We start from the raw sequence: 20,206 nt of genomic DNA, 5'->3' as shown, positions 1-20,206 counted from the left end.
ATCAGCCAGAGAAAAACCAGCCGGGAAAAAACAGCAGACAAGCCTAACACAGGCTGTCCCAGCGCTCAGCACCCTGCCCCCGGTCTTCGGGACCGGGGCCAACACCACCGCAGCCCGCACATCCTCACCACCACTCGGAGGCAATCGACGGCGGGCACAATACTGATAGCGATCAGCCGCGTGGCAGCGTGACGTTCAACTCGAGTACCGAGCAGTTGTCTTCACTATCAAGCGACATGTTGATGGCATCATCGTCCACCTGCACGTAACGGCGGATCACCTCCAGCAACTCCTTCTCCAGCATCGGCAGGAAGTCGGGCTGTCCGCGCTGACTACGCTGATGGGCAACGATGATCTGTAATCGCTCCTTGGCGACAGACGCTGACTTCTTGCGCTCGCGCTTCAGGAAATCGAGAAGTTTCACCGGCGACCTCCTCCAAACATGCGGCTCAGAAGACCTTTTTTCTGGAACTCATGAAAACGCAACGGCACCTCCTCATCCAACAGACGGCTGACGGTGTCGACATAGGCCTTTCCGGCGTCGCTATCAGCATCGTGGGTCACCGGGACACCCTGGTTGGATGCCCTCAGTACCGCTTCAGACTCGGGAATCAGGCCGACCAGGTTGATCGCCAGAATCTCACGAATATCCTCGAGATTCAGCATATCACCTCGATCAACACGCCCCGGGTTGTAACGCGTGATCAGCAGGTGCTCTCTGATGGGGTCATCGCCGCGTTCGGCACGCCGGGTCTTGGACGACAACAGCCCGAGAATGCGGTCGGAGTCGCGTACCGACGAAACTTCGGGGTTGGTGACGACGATCGCCTCGTCGGCAAAGTACATGGCCAGCTGAGCACCACGTTCGATACCCGCCGGAGAGTCGCAGATGATGAAGTCGAAGTCGCTGGACAGGGTGTCCAGCACCTTTTCCACACCTTCCTGGGTCAGGGCATCCTTGTCCCGCGTCTGGGACGCGGGAAGGATATGCAGATTATCGACTCGCTTGTCACGAATCAGAGCCTGATTGAGTCCAGCTTCCCCCTGGATCACATTGACCAGGTCATAGACCACGCGGCGCTCGCAGCCCATGATCAGGTCCAGGTTCCGCAGGCCGACATCAAAGTCGATCACCACGGTCTTGTTGCCCCGCAGCGCCAGTCCTGTGGCGATGGCAGCTGCACTGGTAGTCTTACCGACCCCGCCCTTGCCGGAAGTCACAACGATGATCTTGGCCAAGTGTCACATCCTGTCCTGGTAATTGGTATTTCCCGTATGACTGCCGATGGGCAGCCATCCACGTGTCCTCGGAGCCGTGCTCTCGATCGTCTCGCCGCCAGATACCCTGTCGTGCCAGCCTGCAAGTACCCTCGATGATGGCATATTCAGGCACGAACCCTCGGGCTCGGCACGGGTCTCATCGACGAATTATCTAGGCCAACGGCTTGATGCAGAGCTGGTCATCTTCCAGAGCGACCTGTACCGATCCACCCAGCAGTTGGGGATCGATGTCCTCGAGTCGCTTGTAGTTGCCGGCCACTGACAGCAGCTCAGCACGCAGTTCGCGACAGAAGATGCCTGCCTTGTGGTCACCGTGAATCCCGGCGAGCGCACGACCGCGCAACGCGCCATAGACGTGTACGTTACCCGCTGCCAGCAATTCAGCACCGGCATTGACCGAACCCACCACGACCAGATCTCCATCCGGAGCCGTCACTTGCTGCCCAGAACGTACCGTGCCTCGAAAGATGCGCCCGCCGGGCGCCGGCGCAGCTTCGAGGGCTTCCACCTCGACATCATCGCTCTGCGGCTCGGCCTCCACCGGGGGCACACTTTCCAGAGTCCGCGCCCGAGCTTCTTCCTGAGGAGGAAACCACCCCAGGCCCAGCGCCCAGGCAGACTGCTTGACAGGGTCGGCGCCACCACGCACGGCGACCGGCAACAGCTTGTGTGCACGACACACGGCACAGATCCGCTCCAGGGCAAGATGTGGCTCATCGACCTTCTCGACACTGAGCACCACCGGCGTGTGCTGGAAAAAGGCAGGTGACTGAGAGAGTTTTCCGGCCAGCTGTTCGCGAATACGCTCAGGGTCCGCCGAGGAAAGCTCCATCACTGTCATCGGCAACATGCCGCCCTTGAACGTAAACGCCATGCTGTCCCTGTCCACTTTGAGGCTCATTGCCTAACTCCACGTCAGGTGTTGGTCGGGTAGGCTTCAAGCTAAGCGAGAGCCTGCTTCCCTGCAAGGGATCATAAGCTGCTATAGGACCAATGTCAGTGTCTCAAAACAGCCACAACCCACTGTGCGGGTCTTTTCTGCCGGCAACGCGCGTGCTTAGATAAGGAGGACGGTGCGAAACAACACGTTTCCGCCCAGCACTCCCCCATCCGCAGCATAGACAGACGAATGCCATGATGGGGCGGCGCTTCGCACCCCGTACTCTACTGTCGGCTGACATGGATGCTCTTTGCAACCAGTTGCCGAGGAGACGAAGAATTCTACGCCAGAGCTCAGTATATTGAGCCAGGGCGGGTCAAGGCAGCTCTTCGGAAGCCTTGGTGATCCGTCCCCCTACTTTACATGTCAGGATGCCCCATGCCAGGACTCCTCAGCCGACTCTTTTCGCCGCGCTGGCGTCATCCGGACCCCACCGTACGCCGTGAAGCCGTCACCAGACTGGATGCCACCCGCCAGCGCGAGGTGCTTGAACAACTTGCCCAGGACGAGGACCCGGATGTTCGGCTGACAGCAGTGCAACGTCTAGACGACCCGGATCAGTTATTGAGGTTGCGCCAGCAAGGCGTGGTATCACGTGAGCTGGACCATCAACTGGCAGAGCTGCTGTGTGGACGCGCCGGAGGCATCGAACTCGGTAGGCGCCTGGCATTGGTCGAGGAAATCTCCGACCCGGCTCTGCGTGCCAGGATCGCCATGCACGGTGACAATCAGCAGTTGCGCTTGACCGCTCTGGCAGGCATCGATGATGAGACAATGCTGATCGAGCAGGCCTGTGACAACAGCATTGCCGCCGTACGCCATGCCGCCGCCGAGCGAGTCACGTCCGAACAGGGGCTCAAGCAACTGGTGCAGACCGCGCGTCGTGACCGCCATGTCCAACGCAATGCACGCGACCGTCTCAGCCACCTGCGGGCCGACGCAGACGCCATCAAGGAATCCATGGCTCAGCGTGAATCCCTGCTGATCAAGCTCGAGCAGCATGGCCGCGCTCAGTGGGAGCCGCTATACGCCGGTCGCTTCCGCCATCTCGAACGCGAATGGCTGAGCCTTGCCGACCAGACAGAGACAGAGCAGGAGCGCCGCTTTCAGGAGGCCTGCCTGCGCTGCCGCAAGGTGATCAATGATCACGAGGCCCACGAACAGGCGCAGCAGGCCGATCAGCAGCGACGTGAACAGGCCGACCTCGACCGGGAGGCACTGGTCATGGCTTTCGAGGAAAGTCTCGACGCGCTGCGCCAGGGAGAGTACATCACTCAACAGGACCTGGCTTCACTGCGCTCGCAGAAGCAGTTGCTGGCCACACGCTGGCAGACCCTGTCCGAGACACATCTCGCCAACCCCACACTGCGCCATCGCTATGACACCGCACTGAAGGCCTACGACGTCATCAATCAAGCCTGGCTGCGCCTGGAGGAGCACGGCAATGCTCTGGAGGAAGCCTTCAAGAGCAACGATGAGCACCGTCTAAAATCGATCATCAAGGCCTGTGCCTGGCCGGGCGATCTGCCATTGGAGCCACGTCTGGCACGCGTTCAACATTACCTGCGGCTCGAACGCGAACTGACCGGCAAGGATAACGCTGCGGAACAGGTTGAGCGCTTCGACAAGGAGCTCGCCATGCTGGAGCAGTTACTCGACGACGGCGCCTTCAAGGCCGCCAGTCGCCTGCACCAGCGTCTCAAGCACCTGTCGGAGAACCTTCCCTCCAGTGCCGACCAGCAGTTGGCCAGCCTCAAGCGTCACGGGGCTCGACTCGCGGAACTGCGTGACTGGCGTGGCTTTGTCGCCGGTCCCAAGCGAGAGCAGCTGTGCCAGGCTATCGAAGCACTTGAGCAGGAGGACCAACTGACCGATCAGGATCGTGATCGCCGACATCGGCAATTGGTCAAGCAGTGGAAAGCATTGGGAGATGCGGCTGCCAACCGTGAACAGTCGGAGCGCTTTCGCTCCACCTCCGATCGTATCCGCGCCACGCTGGAAACCTGGCATGATCAACAACGTCACCTGCGCCAGAGCAACCTGACCGAACGCGTGGCTCTATGCGATCAACTCGAAGCCCTGCTCGAACAACCCGCCGCCCTGGCGGATCCGGATGCGCTGCGCGATATCCGTGACAAGGCCAGAGATCAATGGCGCAGAACCTCGCCGGTTCCCCGCGATGATGCCGAAGCCATCGGCCGACGTTTCGGACGCATACGGCATCGCCTGCAGGCCTTGATTGACCGTCGAGCCACGGAGATTGCCGAGGCCAAGCGCGCCTTGATCGGCGCTACCCGGCAATTGCTTGAGCAGGATATGCCTTCTCGTCAGCGAGCCGAACGCGTCAAGGCGCTTCAGCATCAATGGCGAGAGCTGGGTCGCGCCCCCAAGGGCGAGGAACAGACACTGTGGCGCGAATTCCGCCAACTCTGCGATGACATCTTCGCCCAGCGCGATGCCGAGCGGAACGACCGTACTCAACGGCTGCGCCAGCGCCAGGATGAAATGCAGGCTCTCATCGACCGTGTTGATGCCTGGCAACCCACCAGCAGCAGCGATGCGGCGCAACTCGACCAGATACTTGCCGAAGCCAACGCCCTGGAACCGCTGCCCTCCGGACGGCGTACCGAGGGCATGAGACGCCGCTGGACGGGTATCATTCGTGCCCGCCGTGAGCGCATCGAGCGGATCGCCATCGCCGATAAGGTCAGCCAGTGGCGAGATGTCATGCCACTGATTCAGGCTCATCTCAAGGCCGACGCAGACTGCCTGGCCGGACGGCCCTGCCATGACGTCCCGCTGACAGAAGGCATGACGCTATCCGACAATCTGCACAAGGCACACCAGCAGCGCAATGATGCCCGCCGCAACCCCGTGCCCGAGCCTCAGGTCGCTGAACAACTGGCACGACTACGCGTGCACCTGGCACTGATGGCCGGACACCCCATCGCGCACCATGACGAGCCGCTGCGTCTTGCCATTCAAGTGGATCGGCTCAACGACAACTTCGGGCAACCCCTGGAACGTGAAGATGAGTTGGAGGCCGTGCTGTGTGCTCTGCTGGCCACCGGGCCGGTATCGCCCCAGACCTGGCAGCGCGAGGTCAATGACCTGGACACGGTACTGGACTCCCTGACCCAGTTGCCTCCGCCCTGACACTCGACCGACCAGCCGCCCCATACTCGAGCCCAGACGCCCCATACTCGAGCCCAGACACAACAATGCGAGGCCATGGCCTCGCATTGTTGTCCTGCAGCGACTCTTCTGAACACAAGCTTGAACACAAGAGCGCCTGATACTGGAATGACACCGACAGTAACCGGTCAGCCCATGAACTGACCACCGTTGATGTCGATGTTGGCACCAGTGATGAAGCCATTGTCGCGATCCGCCAGGAAGGCAACGAGACGTGCAATTTCCTCCGGAGTACCGTAACGCTTCATGGGGATCGTCTCACGAATCGCTTCGCGCACCTTCTCGGGAATCTTCATGATCATGTCAGTGGCAATATAGCCGGGCGACACCGTATTGACGGTGATCCCCTTGGTGGCCGTTTCCTGCGCCAGTGCCATGGTCAGGCCATGCATACCGGCCTTGGCCGCCGAGTAGTTGACCTGGCCGAACTGGCCCTTGCGACCATTGATGGAAGAGATGTTGACGATGCGGCCGTAGTTTTCCTCGAGCATGCTCTCGATAACACTACGACAGGTGTTGAAGACACTATTCAGGTTGGTATCGATGACCTCGTTCCATTGGTCCGGGCTCATCTTCTTCAGCGTACCATCGCGTGTGATACCTGCGCAGTTGACCAGTACCGAGATCGGACCGTACTTCTCTCGCGCTTCATTTACTCCGTTCTGACAGGCTTCATAGCTGGTGAGATCCACACCCAGGATATCGATGCTGTCGTAACCATCCGTACGCTGGGTTTCCAACCAGGTCCTGGCCTTCTCTGGGTTGTTGTAGCCGGCCAGTACCTGATAACCGGCATCCGCCAACCCGCGGCAGATGGCAGTTCCGATACCTCCAGTTCCACCGGTAACCCAAGCAACAGTCTTCTGTTGAGTCATTGACGACCTCCCTGATTGTCATTCTGGCGCCATCATGCAATTGCACTGACAATGGCGCACCTCTTTACTGACTAACACTTACTGGCTAACCCATCACCCTGACCGCAAGGCGGTCGCTGACACATTCCATGTTGCCGAGTGCAGTTTGAGATCCTGTGACAACCATTCCATTGCTCCACTGCTGTTCCACTGCGTTTCTGAACACGAGCTTCAGGCAACGCCGCTGGACAACAGTCCCATCGTGGCGCCGCCAGCAATCCAGATCACAGCGCTCTGTCAGTATGGACCAGAGAGCACGGCCACCACGCTTATTCACACTCGCTTCTACACAGGGTTGACATCCTCGCCAAAAGTCGTAGAATACGCCCCACGTTGATGCGGGGTGGAGCAGTCTGGTAGCTCGTCGGGCTCATAACCCGAAGGTCATCGGTTCAAATCCGGTCCCCGCTACCATCTTCAGAAAAATGGGATAGCCTCATGGGCTGTCCCATTTTTTGTTGGCTGCCCTGTCAGCCTACCCCGATAGAGGGGCCGCGGTGAACCTCTCCGAGCGACCCTTTTGTGATAAAACTATGCCAGAACAAACATCCGTCAGGACGCTCTGCCGTAGATCAATCATTGCTTACATAAGCTTCTATTCCAGATCCCCAGCAACTCTGCTGTAGTCCGCACTCTATTCGGCCGGCCATACGGCAAATCCAGCTGCTGTCATCGGCTGACACCAGGCTATCCTGTCGTCTGGCTCCTCCACCCAGGAAGTCTGCAACGCTGGATCATGCTCGACTCGATGCCCTGGATCGTTCCGCCGAACGACTTGCGACCGCCATGGCGGTTCCTCTTCGCTGCCCCGAACCCGCTTACGATTGTTGACCCGCGTTGCATCCTATAAGTTGGCATAAGCCTTGCGCGGGACTTGAAGTCGTCACTCGCCGCCCACATCCTTGCTCTATACGTTCAGCCCCATTACACCTCCAGAAGGCTTCATCATGCCCATTGTCGACCCACGCTCCGGCGAGCCCATCAGCGCCACCCCCGAAGCCGGTGCACAGCAGCCATCGCAGCAGCAGGCTCAGGCGCCTGCCGACAGTGACCTGATCTTCGATGTCGATCGCAGCAATATCCAGCAGGTGCTGGAGCTGTCGACGCGTATCCCGGTACTACTGGACTGCTGGGCTCCCTGGTGCGAACCCTGCAAGAACCTGATGCCGGTACTGGAGAAGCTGGTCCGCGAATATCGTGGCACCTTCCTGCTGGCCAAGCTCAACATCGATGACAACCAGGATATCGCCGCCCAACTGGGCGTGCGCTCGGTACCCGACGTCAAGCTGATCAGTCAAGGCGGCCTCGTCGACCAGTTCCAGGGCGCCTTGCCGGAGAAGGAGATTCGCGAATGGCTGGGCCGTTACTTCCCGGCACCCGAGGATGCTCCGGCCAGCCCAGAGGAACTTGCCGAGCAGGCACTGGCCAACGGCGACACTGACACTGCCCTGGGCATCTACCAGGAACTGTCTCAGCAGTACCCCGAACACTATGCCTATCAGATACAGATGGCGCGTACCCTGGTATCGGCACAGCGTAATGACGAAGCCCGTGCGCTCCTCGACGCACTGCCCCCCGAAGAACGTGATGCCCCGGCAGCACGCGGTGTGCGTGCCAGCATTGAATTCAGCGAGGAGGCCCCCAGCCAGGACGATCTGGCCGCCATGGAGAGTCGTGATGACAGCGAGGCCAACTACCTGCGCGCGCTGCGCAAGGTAGCTGACGGCGACTACGAGAACGGCCTGCCTGGCCTGCTGGCCGTAATGAAGAGCGACCGAGCCTATGGTGATGATCTCGCACGCAAGACATTGCTGCGGGTATTCGACGCCCTGGGAGCCGACCACCCGCTGACCGTGGACTACCGGCGCAAGTTGTTTGCGTTGTTGTATTGAAGCGGTAAGCGGTAAGCGGTAAGCAAGTGTCGCGCCCCGTACATGGAACCGGCAACACAGCAGCCAACAGATCCGTGTATGACCAAACCCATTCCCCAAGGATATGGGGTACGGGGTTACTTACAGCTTATAACTTATAGCTTACCGCTCGCTTTACCCCAGCACCCTATCCATGCGCTCGAGTGCCAGCTCGAGCTGCTGTGCTGTGGTACCGAAATTGAGCCGGGCGAAGCCGGGCCAGCCGAAATCCGCCCCGTCCGACAGCGCCACTCCGGCCTGTTTCAGCAACTCTGCTGCCGGGGAGTCGGCGCTGCCGACGTGTGACTCGCGCAGGTCCAGCCAGGCCAGATAGGTCGACTGCGGTGCTGCCAGTTGCACGCCGGGCCAGCGGGCGACGCGCTCCACCAGAGCTCGCCGGTGACCGCGCAGCACATCGAGCAAAGCCTGGCGCCAGGCTTCGCCATGACGAAATGCGGCTTCCGCCGCGACCAGGCCCAGCACATTGCCATCCGGCATCAATCCCTTCGCAGTCTCGACAAAACGCCGCCGCAGCCGGGCATCGGAAATGATCGCACAGGCCGCTGTCAGACCCGCGAGATTGAAGGTCTTCGACGGTGCCCACAGCGTCACGATACGTGCCGCAAGCTGGGGAAATGCCGCCGCCAGCGGGACATGACGGGCTCCCTCGTCGAGCAGCAGATCACAATGCAGCTCATCCGACACCACTACGAGGTCATGCCGCTCGACGAAGGCCGCCAGTCCCTCCAACTCGGCATGACTCCATTGACGGCCAGTGGGATTATGAGGGTGGCACCACAACAGCAAGCGCGTGCGCTCGGTAACGGCCGCCTCCAGTGCATCCAGGTCCAGCGTCCACTGCCCCTCTTCACTCTCGGGCGGCACTAGCGCAGCCTGCTGCAGTTCTCGCCCGGTGCGTCTTGCCACCTGTAGAAAAGGAGGGTAGATCGGCGTTACGGTCATCACACCATCACCGGGTTCGGTAAAGGCCAGGCTGGCCAGGTGCAGTGCCGGCACCACACCGGGCAACCAGTGCTGCCAGCCGGCCTCGATGTCCCAGTCGTAACGCCTGACACTCCACTCGCAGAGCGCCGCACGCAGCGAATCCGGCACCAGTCCATAGCCATAGACACCATGTTCGAGCCTGGCCTGCAGCGCCTCGATTACCTCCGGTGGCGAACGGAAGTCCATGTCCGCCACCCATAGCGGCAGCACGTCCTCGTCGTAGCGATGCCACTTCTGGGATGGCCACTCGATAACGTCTTCGGCAGCATCAGACGACAAACGGGGCTGCCGACGGTTGATCGGCGTGGCAAAATCGAAACTCATGGATGTCTCCCTGACGAACTCACTGTCGAGCGCCTTCAGTAGCGCCTCACAAAGCAGAATGAAACTATGACAAGCACCATGCCGCAAGACGGCTTCTACGCCAAGGTCTGCCGAGGAATGCCGGCCCTGATCCGACAGTGGCTGATCCTGGGTCGCGGCGATGCCGACAGGCTGGCTCTGATTCTTGCCGAGACCGCACGCGTTGCCGGCCTGGGCGATCCAGGCGAAACTCCCAATGGCGAGCAACTGCAGCACTGGGCCGAAGGAGGAGAGCTTCCGCCGCACTGGGCAGTGCGTACGGCGCTGTTCCTGCTGGTACAGATGCCGGCTCGGCCGACTCCAGAGTCTGACAACGAAGCCTGCGCCTGGGCCTATTGCTGGCTGCGCAACCGCGACTTCACCAACCGCGATGCAGCCCTGAGCGCCCTGCCGGACCACCTGCGTAGCCAATTGAGCCACGCGGTGACAGCCGCCTGGGCCGACCGCCAGGGGTTGCGACTGGTCTAGGCTCTACAGCGAGGCACCCGACCGGCGCCATTGAGGCGCTCGTACCTCGTAGCTTTCAACAACAAGGAACGACATATATGGAAGTCCCGTTGTCCTGGCAGTTGGCCAAGTTGCTGGTCTCCATCAGCATGGTACTTGGGCTTTCGGTGATCGCCGAGCAGGTCAGTACCCGCGTGGCAGGCCTTCTGGCGGGTTATCCTCTGGGGACCGCCATTGCGCTGTTCTTTATCGGTCTGGAGTTGTCGCCTCAATTTGCTGCCGATGGCGCCGTACATACCCTTGCCGGGTTCACAGCCACGCTGGCCTTCGGTGGCGGCTATCTGCTCGCGGGTCGTCGCGATGGCCTGCCGGGCATACTTCGCGGTACCGGTCTGGGACTGATCGCCTGGCTGGCCACCAGCCTGATGCTGACTCAACTCGACTTCACCCGTGTCAGCGGCACTCTGACGACACTGGTCGCCATCGCGTTGTTCAGCTGGCTGTACCGCCGCATTCCTGAAACCCGAGCGACGCCTCGCGGCGGCTTTGCATGGTCCGCCCTGGCACTACGAGCAGGGCTGGCTGCCGGCATCATCTTCCTGATCACCGGCCTCGCCCATGTGTTACCCGCCGCCTGGGCCGGTGTCATGGCAGCTTTCCCGGTCACCATGTATCCGTTCCTGGTGATTCTCCACCTGGCCCAGGGCGCCGCTCCAGTTGCCACGGTCATCAAGCACTATCCGCTCGGGCTCGGCTCTCTGCTGTGCTACGCCCTGGTGGTGTCATTGACCTATGCCAGCCTTGGCCTGTGGTCAGGCACGTTATTGGGTTTTGCTGCCGCCACGCTCTGGTTGCTGCTGTGGACTCGCTTGCGGAGCTGGTGGCAACGCCGCCGTTCGTCAACGGCAATCGAGACGCCATAGAGCACCTCCGGGGCTGCCATTATCTATCAGCAAGGGTTGACCAAGCGCTTGCTCGGGATGATTCTGTAGAACGTGCTGTAGTGCGGATCCATCCATTGCCCATCTCGAAGGGAGAAAAAGCCTGATGTTGACGCGTACCATAGAACCCGCGTTCTACGACACCGACGCCCTGGGTCATATCAACAATACTCGCCTGCCGGCCTGGTTCGAGCTGGCCCGCAATGATCTGTTTCGACTGTTCACCCCTGACCTCGACCCGCGCAAGTGGTCACTGATCATGGCGCGACTTGAAGTCGACTTTCATGCCGAGCTCTACTATGGCCAGGATGTCGAAATCCGCACCTGGCTTTCACGCCTCGGCAACAGCTCCTTTACGGTGACCCAGCAGGCCTGGCAACAGGGTCGCCTCACCAACACCGGTCACACGGTACTGGTCAATTTTGACCATGCCAGCAAGGCGGCCATGTCGATCCGCGGCGCCCTGCGAGAGGCGTTGGAAGCTCATCTCCACGAAACCGAGACCCAGAACTCATGACACCGGCAATCAAGGCCCTCGAGAAGGCCCGAGTCGAATTCGAGGTAACCTCCTACGAACATGACCCACGCGCTCCGGCATATGGCGAGGAAGCGGCGCACACCCTTGGCCTCTCCACCGACGAGGTGTTCAAGACTCTGATGGCCCGTCTTGACGCTGACACCCTGGTAGTCGCCATCGTTCCGGTCTCCCGACAACTGGATCTCAAGGCGCTGGCACGCGCCGCCGGCGCTCGCAAGGCCTCCATGGCCACTACGGACGAGGCCGAACGGGCCACAGGCTATGTCGTTGGAGGCATCAGTCCGTTGGGGCAGAAGAAGCGCCTGGCTACCTTTATCGACGACAGCTGCCAGTCGCTGGACACCGTCCACGTCAGCGGCGGCCGTCGCGGCCTCGAACTGAGTCTGTCGCCTCGCGATCTCATCGAACAGACTCGAGCCACCGTGACCAGTATTGCCCGTTGAATGTCCTGCAGAGCGTGTCGCTGCAGCGGCTGGGACTTCAGTAATCCTCCTGGTGCAAATGGTTGAGACTTCTCGAATAGCCCTTTAAGGTATGCCAAGCTCAGCCCCGCGCCTCCTCCCCTACCCGAATCAGGCTCTTTCGCCCGCGCGGATAGAGATGTCATGAGACACCTCCAGCCCAGCAAGAGTACCAATGCTCGTGCCTGGTGGGTTGGCAGCGATAGATGATAGATAGCCCTCATCAACAGGACGATGACCATGCAACTCCGTACCTCGTTTGCCGTTGCCGCACTGTGCAGCGCTACCCTTCTCGTCGGCTGTGAAAGCTTTTCGACCGACGCCATGATGCAGAGCGGCATGACCGCCTTCAACGCCGCCACACTGAGCGACGAGGACGTCAAGAGCATGTCCGACCAGTCCTGTGCCCAGATGGATGCCGAAGCCCAGATCGCCGGCCCGGACTCCGTCTACAGCGAACGACTGGCCACCATCGCCAACAACCTCGGTAGCCAGATCGATGGAACTCCGGTCAACTACAAGGTCTATCTGGACGATGAGCCCAACGCCTGGGCCATGGCCAACGGCTGTGTGCGTGTCTACAGCGGGCTGATGGACATGATGAATGACAATGAGGTCGAGGGTGTGCTGGGACATGAGCTGGGCCACGTTGCACTGGGCCACTCTAAATCCGCCATGCAGACCGCCTACGCCACCTCAGCAGCACGCGGCGCTCTCGCAGCCAGCGGCAACAGCGTCGCCACTGCGCTGTCCAATTCCCAGCTGGGTGACCTGGGGGAGAAGTTCGTCAATGCTCAGTTCTCCCAGAGTCAGGAAACTGCCGCGGACAACTTCTCCTTCGACCTGCTCGGCGAGCGTGGAGTGCCCCGCGAAGGCCTGGTCACCGCCTTCGAGAAGCTGGCCAGCCTTGATGGCGGTGAAGGCAGCATGCTCTCTTCCCACCCGGGATCTTCCGAGCGCGCCGAGAATATCCGCGAGCGTCTCGCCGAAGAGCAGTAATCCCCTCCCCCGGCAAGGCACCTACTGTCTTGCCGGGAATCTTCGGCAACCTTCTGCATGCCGACTTCCAACACACTGTTGGCCAACAGTGCTGTTTTCCACAGCCAGTCACTTCCTGGTTACTGTGGATAAGCCATCCATGACCTTTTGCCGTACAATCTCCTGATGAACGGCTCGAATCAGAGCATACAATGCAACACCGGTGGTATTTGAGCCTGCGGTGCCTTGTGTGTTTTCCTGAGCCGCTGCCGCCAGGAGAACTGTTGCCATGGCCATACGCTATACCCAATGGCTCGACCCCGACGATGAAGAGCGGCATCGTGCTGCCGAGGCAATGCTGGAGGCATGGTTTTTCGAGCGCTTTGCCGACTACCCGCACATCCGCTTGTTCGGTGCCGACCCCTACGATTATGATGCCCCGTTCAATCGACTCTATGATGTCCTGATCACCCGTGCTGCGGAGTATATCGAGCGCGAACAGGCCTACGTCGCCACCCCCGAGCAGTTGAGTCGCGCCTTCTACCGCGCCGTGGCCCGCTCGACCAAATTTGTAAGAGACAACCCCGATGGTAATCCGCCCCGAAACGACTCCTGATGCCCAGCAGTTGGACATCATTGCCCAGCAACTCGGGCGCGCTCCCCGCGGCATCGAGACTCTGGCGGCAACCGACGGCACCGGTACTCCTCTGGTGCTGCGCATGGCACCGATCGTCGATGGCAAGCCCTTTCCCACCCTGTACTGGCTCAGTTCCGAACTGCTGAAGGTCGAGCTGTCACGTATCGAAGCCGCTGGCGTGATCAAGTCGCTGGAGGCACGGGTGCAGGAAGACGAGACATTCCGCACGGCCTACCACGCCAGCCACCAGGACTATATCGATACCCGCTGGCGTCTGATGAGCGCCACCCAGCGCAGCGAAGTCGAACGCCTCGGCTACGAGAGCATCATGCGCGAACGTGGTATCGGCGGTATCGCCAATCATGACCAGATTCGCTGCCTGCACACCCAGTATGCTCACCACCTGTGTGGCAACAATGTGGTCGGACAGTGGCTCGATGAACACTACGGCATCATCGATCTATTGCCCTGAGCCCTGAGAGAGCCATCACGGCATCCCCTCGCCAGGCAACTGCCCCATATTCAAGGAGGATTACATGGCCAGTATCTGTGTGTATCTCGGCTCACGTCGGGGAGAAGACCCCAGCTTCATGGCCGCGGCGAAGCACTTTGGCCAGTGTCTCGCCGAGCGAGGTCATGGGCTGGTCTACGGTGGAGCCAGCGTCGGCCTGATGGGCGCTCTGGCAGATGCCACCATGGCCGCAGGCGGGGAAGTCACCGGTGTCATGCCTCATCACCTGATCGACCGTGAACAGGCACACACCGGGCTGACACAACTGATTCGCGTGGCGGACATGCATGAACGCAAGGCTCAGATGGCACAGCGCGCCGACGCCTTTGTGATGCTGCCTGGTGGCATCGGTACCTTCGAGGAGTTCTTCGAGAGCTGGACCTGGCGTTACCTGGGCCTGCATGAAAAACCCATCGGTGTGCTCGATACCTCGGGGTTCTATCGCCCACTCCTCGACTTCCTCGACTCCACCGTGGCCCAGGGCTTCCTCAATTCCGACACCCGCGCTTCGGTGGTCAGTGCCACCACCCCTGAAGAGTTGCTCGATCTGCTATTGAGCTGACAAACCAATGGAAATGTCGCAGACCGTCGCTTGAATCGCCGCTCACTCCGGGAGTCATTGATCATGTATGCAACCGTTATCACTGAAGGCTCAGTCCACAAACCCGCTGGGGGCTCATCCCACAAACCCGCTGAGGGCTCATCCCACAAACCCGCTGGGGGCTCCGTCCAAAAACCCGCTGAAGGCTCAGTCCAAAAACCCGCTGAAGGCTCTCTCCACTGGCAGATTGTCGAGGATCTCCCTGCGCCCGAGGGACGCGAGGTGCATATCGCGGTGGCCTGGGCCGGCGTCAACCGGGCGGATCTGATGCAGCGGGCTGGACACTATCCACCACCGCCCGGCGCCTCCGAGGTACTCGGTCTGGAGGTCAGTGGCACGGTCATCGCCTGCGGCCCCGAGGCCAACCAGTTCTCGCCCGGCGACCAGGTCTGCGCTCTGCTTGCCGGCGGTGGCTATGCCGAGCGCGTCTGTGTCGACGAACGCCAGTTGATGCCGGTGCCCCGCGGCCTCTCGCTACGTGATGCCGCTGCCCTGCCGGAAGTACATGCCACGGCATGGCTCAACCTGTTCATGGAAGGTGCCCTGCAACCCGGTGAGCGTGTGCTGCTGCATGCCGCGGCCAGTGGCGTGGGTACCGCAGCCATTCAGCTCTGCCGCCATTTCGGTTATCCCTGCTTCGTGACCGTCGGCAGTGATGACAAGCTCGAGCGCTGCCGCGCACTGGGCGCCGATGCGGGGTGGAATCGTCATCAGGGGAGTTTCGTCGAAGCGGTAAAGGCCTGGGGTGAACCCAGCTTGATCCTCGATCCGGTAGGTGCCAGCTATCTGGCCGACAATCAGCGCGTACTGGCTGCCGATGGACGTATGGTGGTGATCGGCTTCATGGGAGGCCGTTCGGCCGAGCTGGACTTTGGCCGCCTGCTGATGAAGCGCCAGCGCATCATCGGCTCGACTCTGCGTGCCCGCCCTCCCCACGCCAAGGGCGAGATTCTCGCTCAAGTCGTCAAGCATGTGTGGCCAGCACTGGAAAGCGGCGCGATCAAACCGCTGATCGATGCCGACTGGCCCATTGACGAGGCCGAACAGGCACACCAACACGTCATGGCCAATGCCAATACCGGCAAGGTACTGCTGAAGGTCGCTGCACCAGGCAGCGGCGCCTGAGCCCGCTCTCGACGTGGCATAACATGGCAATCCAATAGCTCATGTTGAGCTATTGGATTGTTGCCCGGGAACGGGCTAGTCGCTGGAGGAGGTCAGTTCGAGGGTTCTGGCATAGGTCAATTGCAACAAGCGGGCATCCTCACCGGCACGATGGCGGCGGATATCCTGCTGATCGATCATGTTCTCCTTCACGTCACTCCACATCGCCATCTGTTCTTCGTTGAGCAGACGTCGCAATGCTTCGAGACGGAAGCCTGGGATCATCCCGGCATGATGGAACAACAGTGACAGCCAGGTATTGTCATAGCCCCAACTATCGCTGTAGGCAATACCCTCTTCGTGGAGCTCATCATTGAGCCAGCGTGCGACATGGCGCACCGGATAGCCCTCACGCTGGAGTCGTGCACGAGAAATCCCGTGCAGTAATTCGGCCTTGGGATCCCAGTGTGTCCATTCATCCAGGGGTTGGATAAGAAAGGCACAGCAGCTGCCATCGGCACGAGCAAGGCCGATTTCGATAGGGTAGCTGCCGCGTCCGAACCCGGACGCCTCGATATCCAGCAGTGTCGGTAGCGCCACAGGCGGAACAGTCCTCGAGGTGACGGCCAGCCGCCAGGCTGGTCGAGCCGATTCAGAAGTCGCCGAGAGTACCTACCGCAAGGGCCTGCGCAACCCCATACCGGGGCATCTCAGCGAGAACTGCTCCTAGTGTCGCTGCTGGTCGCCAGCATTGTCCAGCGAGCCGTTATGCTGCATACCAGCAAGATGGGCCCAGTAATCAGCACGTTCCATGTCCACCGGCAAGGCCAGTTCACCATGGCGATAGGCCTGCTCGAGGCGTGCCGCCGCCATGGTATGCCCCGCTTCACCGGCACGTGCATACCAGGTCACGGCATGATCGAAACGCCGCGGATAGAGGGCGCAGCCATGCTCATGAATCTGTCCGGCCTGATACTGGGCACGGATATCTCCACCGTGTGCCGCCTGAAGCACGTAACGCGCACCACGAGCCTTGTCCTGAGGGGCTCGCGCACGGTGATAGAGCATATGGCCGTAGAGCGATAGCGCCGCCGGGTGACCGGCATCTGCGCAGCGCTGGAACAGACGCATGGTCAACTTCTGGGTACGCGGCGAACGCGGAAGCCAGCGCGTCTGGAACAGCTGCTGGGCAAGATGATATTCGAGCCGCGTCTTGAGTGACGATGCCTGCTGCATGGCAACCAACCTTGAATACGGGTTCTCGGAAAGAAAATCCCGGGTCCGGAGGGATCCGCCCCGAAACCAGACCCAGAAAAAAAGCCAGCCATCAGCCAGGCTAGCCATACTCCACGCTTACCACACTGCCGATGCCACTGTGTGCACCTGCAACACGGTAATCGTACCTGCATCTCATCAGCAGTATCACAGAGTCATCTGTGACCGTGGGGTCGCAAGCATACGCCTGGGTTTACAAGGACTCAACCCCCGTTACCAGGCGCTCTGACCCAGGGCAACGCCACGTTCAAGAGCCATGAACGCTGCAATGCAGCGTGAAGCCTGTGCCGATGCGGCTATCATGCAACTTCAGCTGATATACTGATATCCGTTAACAGGGTAATGAAATCTGTCATTCCACGCAGAATCATTGCCGAATTTGCTGCATCTCGAGACGTACACCATCCAGCAACCGGGAGCCACTATGCAGACGCGTCCGCTGGGCCAGACCGGCATGAAAGTCAGCCGACTGTGCCTCGGTACCATGACCTTTGGTGAGCAGAACACCGAAAGCGAAGCCCACGAACAGCTCGACCGTGCTGTTGCCTTCGGTATCAACTTCATCGATACGGCGGAAATGTATCCGGTGCCACCGACCGCCGAAACACAGGGTCGCACCGAACAATACATCGGGAGTTGGCTGAAGCAACGCGGCGTACGTGACGATGTGATCCTTGCCACCAAGGTCGCCGGCCCGGGCATGGCTCATGTTCGTGGCGGGAGCCGCTTGACCCGCGAGCATATCCACGCCGCCATCGACTCCAGCCTGCAACGCCTGCAGACCGACTATGTCGACCTCTATCAGTTGCATTGGCCGGATCGTGGCACCAATTTCTTCGGCCGCCTCGGCTACAGCTGGAACGAGGAAGAAGACGCCACCTCTCTCGAGGAGTCACTTTCCGCCCTCAAGGAGCTGGTGGATGCCGGCAAGGTCCGCGCCATTGGCCTGTCGAACGAGACGCCCTGGGGCATCATGCATAGTCTGCAGCTCGCCGAGCGCCTCGGTGTACCGCGTGTTGCCTCGGTACAGAATCCCTACAGCCTGCTCAATCGCAGCTACGAGGTCGGCCTGGCCGAAATCGCCCAGCGTGAAGAGGTGGGGCTGTTGGCTTACTCTCCGCTGGCATTCGGTGTGCTGTCCGGGAAGTATCTGGAAGGTGCCCGACCACCCAAGGCACGCCTGACGCTCTATGAACGCTTCCAGCGCTACAACTCGCCACTCGCCGAGCGTGCCACCCGTGCCTATGTCGAGCTGGCCCGAGAACATGGTCTGGATCCCGCTCAGATGGCCCTGGCCTGGGTCAACTCGCGCCCCTTCCTGACCAGTAACATCATTGGTGCCACTACCATGGAACAGTTGGAAAGCAACCTCGGCAGCGAATCCCTGGTGCTGTCCGATGAGGTGCTGGAGGCCATCGAGACGATTCACGTCGAAACGCCCAACCCCAGCCCCTGAGAACCTCCCGGCCCGGGGGGGGCAGCCCCCGGTCTCCCCTCCTCGGAGCTCATCGCTCCGATTCCACCGCTGCTGGGCGGCAGACTATCGCCTCCATAGCCCCGGCCCTGGCCGGGGCTTGTTACAATGCCGTCTCTTCTTCTTACCGCTTCGGCCACTGTCGACCATCAGGGAGCCCGTTGATGCTCAGCATTATCTCGCCAGCCAAGACTCTGGACTTCGAGACCCCCGCCACCACCGAGACTTTTACCCAACCAGACTATCTCGACAGCAGTCAGCAGCTGATCGAAATCCTGCGTGACTACAGCCCTGCGCAGATCGCCGAATTGATGGGCGTCAGCGATCGAATTGCCGGGCTCAACGCAGCACGCTTTGCCGAGTGGCAGCCTCCCTTCACTCCGGATAATGCCAAGCAGGCTGCCCAGGCTTTCCAGGGTGATGTCTATGTGGGACTGGAGGCAGACACCTTCGACGAGGACGACAATGCTTTTGCCCAACAGCATCTGCGAATTCTCTCTGGACTCTACGGTCTGCTGCGTCCGCTGGATCTGATTCAGCCCTACCGCCTGGAAATGGGTACCCGTCTCAGGAATCCAGCAGGCAAGGATCTCTACGCTTTCTGGCAGGACACCCTGACTGCCGAGCTGGACGAGTCTGTTGCCGCCAGTGGCTCACCGATACTGGTCAACCTGGCCTCCAACGAGTATTTCAAGGCAATAGCAGCACGCAAGCTCAAGGCCGATGTGGTCACGCCAGTATTCAGAGACCTCAAGAATGGTCAGTACAAGATCATCAGCTTCTACGCCAAGAAGGCACGCGGCCTGATGGCAGCCTGGATGATTCGTCAGCGACTCGACGACCGTGAGGGCCTCAAGGATTTCAATGTTGCCGGCTATCGCTTCAACACCGCCCAGTCCGAAGGCAATACACTGGTATTCACCCGCGATACACCGGCCTGAGACCGGCCGGCAGCACGAATATCATGGTGTCAGCCGCAGCGGACGTCCGGCTCGCGGCTTGAGCAATCGGCGATGAACGTCACGAAAGGTGTTGTCATCGCAGCGCTGCAGCCACTCGTAGGCCACCATGTCCGCGCTTACCACGACACCTCCCGCCTGCACCAGCCGTTCACGTGCCAGGCGGGCTTCCTCCAGACGACGGCTGACACAACCCTCGATCAGCCAGAATACCTCGAACCCCTGGTCGCGCAGGCCCAGTGCGGTCTGTAGCACACAGATGTGCGCCTCGGCTCCGGCAATCACTACCTGAGGCCGCGACAGCTCCTTCAGCCCTTCAACAAATCCCGGCTCACGGCAGGCATTGAAATGGCGCTTGACGATGCCACGCGTCGATGCCGGCAGTACCGACGCCAGACGTGGCTCGGTCGGCCCCAGCCCGTCAGGGTTCTGCTCCGTACACCACACTGGCACCGCCAGATGCTCGGCCACCGCCACCAGCCAACTGATCTCCGACACGGCCTGGTCGGCCCGTTCGATCACCGGCATCAGCCTGCTCTGGACATCGACGATCAGCAATAGACTGCGTTCAGGATCCATCAACATGCCATCCTTCCTCATTTTTTGACTGTCATGTCTTTCCGCTGCCCGCGCAATCGATAGAATGGATGAGTTTTCCCCCTGTTGTCCTGT

Annotated in this window: 21 protein-coding genes and 1 tRNA gene; 14 read left to right on the top strand and 8 right to left on the bottom strand. The window is 60.6% G+C overall.

Annotated elements, in window-relative coordinates:
* Window positions 1–172 precede the first annotated feature (172 nt).
* The 3 genes from minE to minC all read right to left on the bottom strand — a co-directional run bounded on the left by minE (window position 173) and on the right by minC (window position 2,182).
* Window positions 173–424 carry a cell division topological specificity factor MinE gene (gene minE, locus BUE38_RS08165; protein ID WP_073434527.1) on the bottom strand — a complete coding sequence of 84 codons (252 nt, stop codon included), beginning with the start codon at window positions 422–424 and terminating at the stop codon, window positions 173–175.
* Entirely contained in the window at window positions 421–1,239 is an 819-nt protein-coding gene (gene minD / locus BUE38_RS08160) for a septum site-determining protein MinD (RefSeq protein WP_073434526.1), read from the bottom strand. The genes minE and minD overlap by 4 nt, the downstream gene beginning before the upstream one ends.
* A 193-nt stretch (window positions 1,240–1,432) precedes the next feature.
* A complete protein-coding gene (minC, locus tag BUE38_RS08155) occupies window positions 1,433–2,182 on the bottom strand; it encodes a septum site-determining protein MinC (RefSeq protein WP_073434525.1) in 750 nt (249 codons plus the stop codon).
* Between the two features lie 417 nt (window positions 2,183–2,599).
* Between minC and BUE38_RS08150 the strand changes: the two genes are divergently transcribed.
* The gene (locus BUE38_RS08150; RefSeq protein WP_073434524.1) at window positions 2,600–5,377 is read left to right on the top strand and encodes a DUF349 domain-containing protein; all 2,778 of its coding nucleotides are present in this window, start codon (window positions 2,600–2,602) and stop codon (window positions 5,375–5,377) included.
* 167 nt (window positions 5,378–5,544) lie between these two features.
* On the opposite strand, the gene phbB is transcribed toward BUE38_RS08150, so the two are convergent.
* Window positions 5,545–6,291, bottom strand: a complete 747-nt coding sequence (gene phbB / locus BUE38_RS08145; protein ID WP_073434523.1) for an acetoacetyl-CoA reductase — start codon at window positions 6,289–6,291, stop codon at window positions 5,545–5,547.
* A 376-nt stretch (window positions 6,292–6,667) separates the two neighbouring features.
* On the opposite strand from phbB, the gene BUE38_RS08140 reads away from it, so the two are divergent.
* Together BUE38_RS08140 and BUE38_RS08130 are read left to right on the top strand one after the other, a co-directional pair.
* Window positions 6,668–6,744 (top strand) — tRNA-Met (locus BUE38_RS08140).
* A 533-nt stretch (window positions 6,745–7,277) separates the two neighbouring features.
* Window positions 7,278–8,222 (top strand): tetratricopeptide repeat protein, encoded by a 945-nt coding sequence (locus tag BUE38_RS08130; RefSeq protein ID WP_073434663.1) that lies wholly within the window; start codon window positions 7,278–7,280, stop codon window positions 8,220–8,222.
* Window positions 8,223–8,375: 153 nt separating this feature from the next.
* On the opposite strand, the gene BUE38_RS08125 is transcribed toward BUE38_RS08130, so the two are convergent.
* Window positions 8,376–9,569 carry a MalY/PatB family protein gene (locus BUE38_RS08125; RefSeq protein WP_073434521.1) on the bottom strand — a complete coding sequence of 398 codons (1,194 nt, stop codon included), beginning with the start codon at window positions 9,567–9,569 and terminating at the stop codon, window positions 8,376–8,378.
* Window positions 9,570–9,647: 78 nt separating this feature from the next.
* On the opposite strand from BUE38_RS08125, the gene BUE38_RS08120 reads away from it, so the two are divergent.
* The 9 genes from BUE38_RS08120 to BUE38_RS08080 all read left to right on the top strand — a co-directional run bounded on the left by BUE38_RS08120 (window position 9,648) and on the right by BUE38_RS08080 (window position 15,847).
* Entirely contained in the window at window positions 9,648–10,076 is a 429-nt protein-coding gene (locus BUE38_RS08120) for a hypothetical protein (protein WP_073434660.1), read from the top strand.
* 77 nt (window positions 10,077–10,153) lie between these two features.
* Window positions 10,154–10,978, top strand: a complete 825-nt coding sequence (locus BUE38_RS08115; protein ID WP_073434520.1) for a hypothetical protein — start codon at window positions 10,154–10,156, stop codon at window positions 10,976–10,978.
* Between the two features lie 124 nt (window positions 10,979–11,102).
* Window positions 11,103–11,513 (top strand): acyl-CoA thioesterase, encoded by a 411-nt coding sequence (locus BUE38_RS08110; protein WP_073434519.1) that lies wholly within the window; start codon window positions 11,103–11,105, stop codon window positions 11,511–11,513.
* On the top strand, window positions 11,510–11,977 hold the full coding sequence (gene ybaK / locus BUE38_RS08105) for a Cys-tRNA(Pro) deacylase (RefSeq protein ID WP_073434518.1): 468 nt from the start codon (window positions 11,510–11,512) through the stop codon (window positions 11,975–11,977). Before BUE38_RS08110 ends, ybaK begins: the two co-directional genes overlap by 4 nt.
* Before the next feature lie 258 nt (window positions 11,978–12,235).
* Complete coding sequence (gene loiP, locus BUE38_RS08100; RefSeq protein ID WP_073434517.1) at window positions 12,236–12,994, top strand: metalloprotease LoiP; 759 nt, start codon at window positions 12,236–12,238, stop codon at window positions 12,992–12,994.
* Between the two features lie 268 nt (window positions 12,995–13,262).
* On the top strand, window positions 13,263–13,589 hold the full coding sequence (locus BUE38_RS08095) for a hypothetical protein (protein WP_073434516.1): 327 nt from the start codon (window positions 13,263–13,265) through the stop codon (window positions 13,587–13,589).
* Window positions 13,561–14,082 carry a DUF501 domain-containing protein gene (locus tag BUE38_RS08090; protein ID WP_073434515.1) on the top strand — a complete coding sequence of 174 codons (522 nt, stop codon included), beginning with the start codon at window positions 13,561–13,563 and terminating at the stop codon, window positions 14,080–14,082. Before BUE38_RS08095 ends, BUE38_RS08090 begins: the two co-directional genes overlap by 29 nt.
* Before the next feature lie 64 nt (window positions 14,083–14,146).
* Window positions 14,147–14,683: an LOG family protein gene (locus tag BUE38_RS08085; protein ID WP_073434514.1), complete on the top strand. Its 537-nt coding sequence runs from the start codon at window positions 14,147–14,149 to the stop codon at window positions 14,681–14,683.
* Window positions 14,684–14,746: 63 nt separating this feature from the next.
* Window positions 14,747–15,847, top strand: coding sequence for an NAD(P)H-quinone oxidoreductase (locus tag BUE38_RS08080; protein ID WP_084541817.1), 1,101 nt, complete (start codon window positions 14,747–14,749; stop codon window positions 15,845–15,847).
* Between the two features lie 75 nt (window positions 15,848–15,922).
* On the opposite strand, the gene BUE38_RS08075 is transcribed toward BUE38_RS08080, so the two are convergent.
* Both BUE38_RS08075 and BUE38_RS08070 read right to left on the bottom strand, forming a co-directional pair.
* Window positions 15,923–16,426, bottom strand: a complete 504-nt coding sequence (locus BUE38_RS08075) for a hypothetical protein (protein ID WP_073434513.1) — start codon at window positions 16,424–16,426, stop codon at window positions 15,923–15,925.
* Window positions 16,427–16,552: 126 nt separating this feature from the next.
* Window positions 16,553–17,062, bottom strand: a complete 510-nt coding sequence (locus BUE38_RS08070) for a tetratricopeptide repeat protein (protein WP_073434512.1) — start codon at window positions 17,060–17,062, stop codon at window positions 16,553–16,555.
* A gap of 463 nt (window positions 17,063–17,525) precedes the next feature.
* Here BUE38_RS08070 and BUE38_RS08065 point away from each other — a divergent pair, with 463 nt between their 5' ends.
* The gene (locus tag BUE38_RS08065) at window positions 17,526–18,557 is read left to right on the top strand and encodes an NADP(H)-dependent aldo-keto reductase (protein WP_073434511.1); all 1,032 of its coding nucleotides are present in this window, start codon (window positions 17,526–17,528) and stop codon (window positions 18,555–18,557) included.
* 182 nt (window positions 18,558–18,739) lie between these two features.
* A complete protein-coding gene (gene yaaA / locus BUE38_RS08060) occupies window positions 18,740–19,516 on the top strand; it encodes a peroxide stress protein YaaA (RefSeq protein ID WP_073434510.1) in 777 nt (258 codons plus the stop codon).
* Window positions 19,517–19,537: 21 nt separating this feature from the next.
* Here yaaA and BUE38_RS08055 read toward each other — a convergent pair whose 3' ends face one another.
* Window positions 19,538–20,119 (bottom strand): isochorismatase family protein, encoded by a 582-nt coding sequence (locus BUE38_RS08055; RefSeq protein ID WP_073434509.1) that lies wholly within the window; start codon window positions 20,117–20,119, stop codon window positions 19,538–19,540.
* Window positions 20,120–20,206 lie beyond the last annotated feature (87 nt).

It is taken from the genome of Halomonas cupida (genome assembly GCF_900142755.1).
In the GTDB taxonomy this organism is placed as follows: Bacteria; Pseudomonadota; Gammaproteobacteria; order Pseudomonadales; family Halomonadaceae; genus Halomonas; species Halomonas cupida.
The sequence above is the reverse complement of the archived record's forward strand: the minus strand, read 5'-3'. Positions and strand labels throughout refer to the sequence as shown.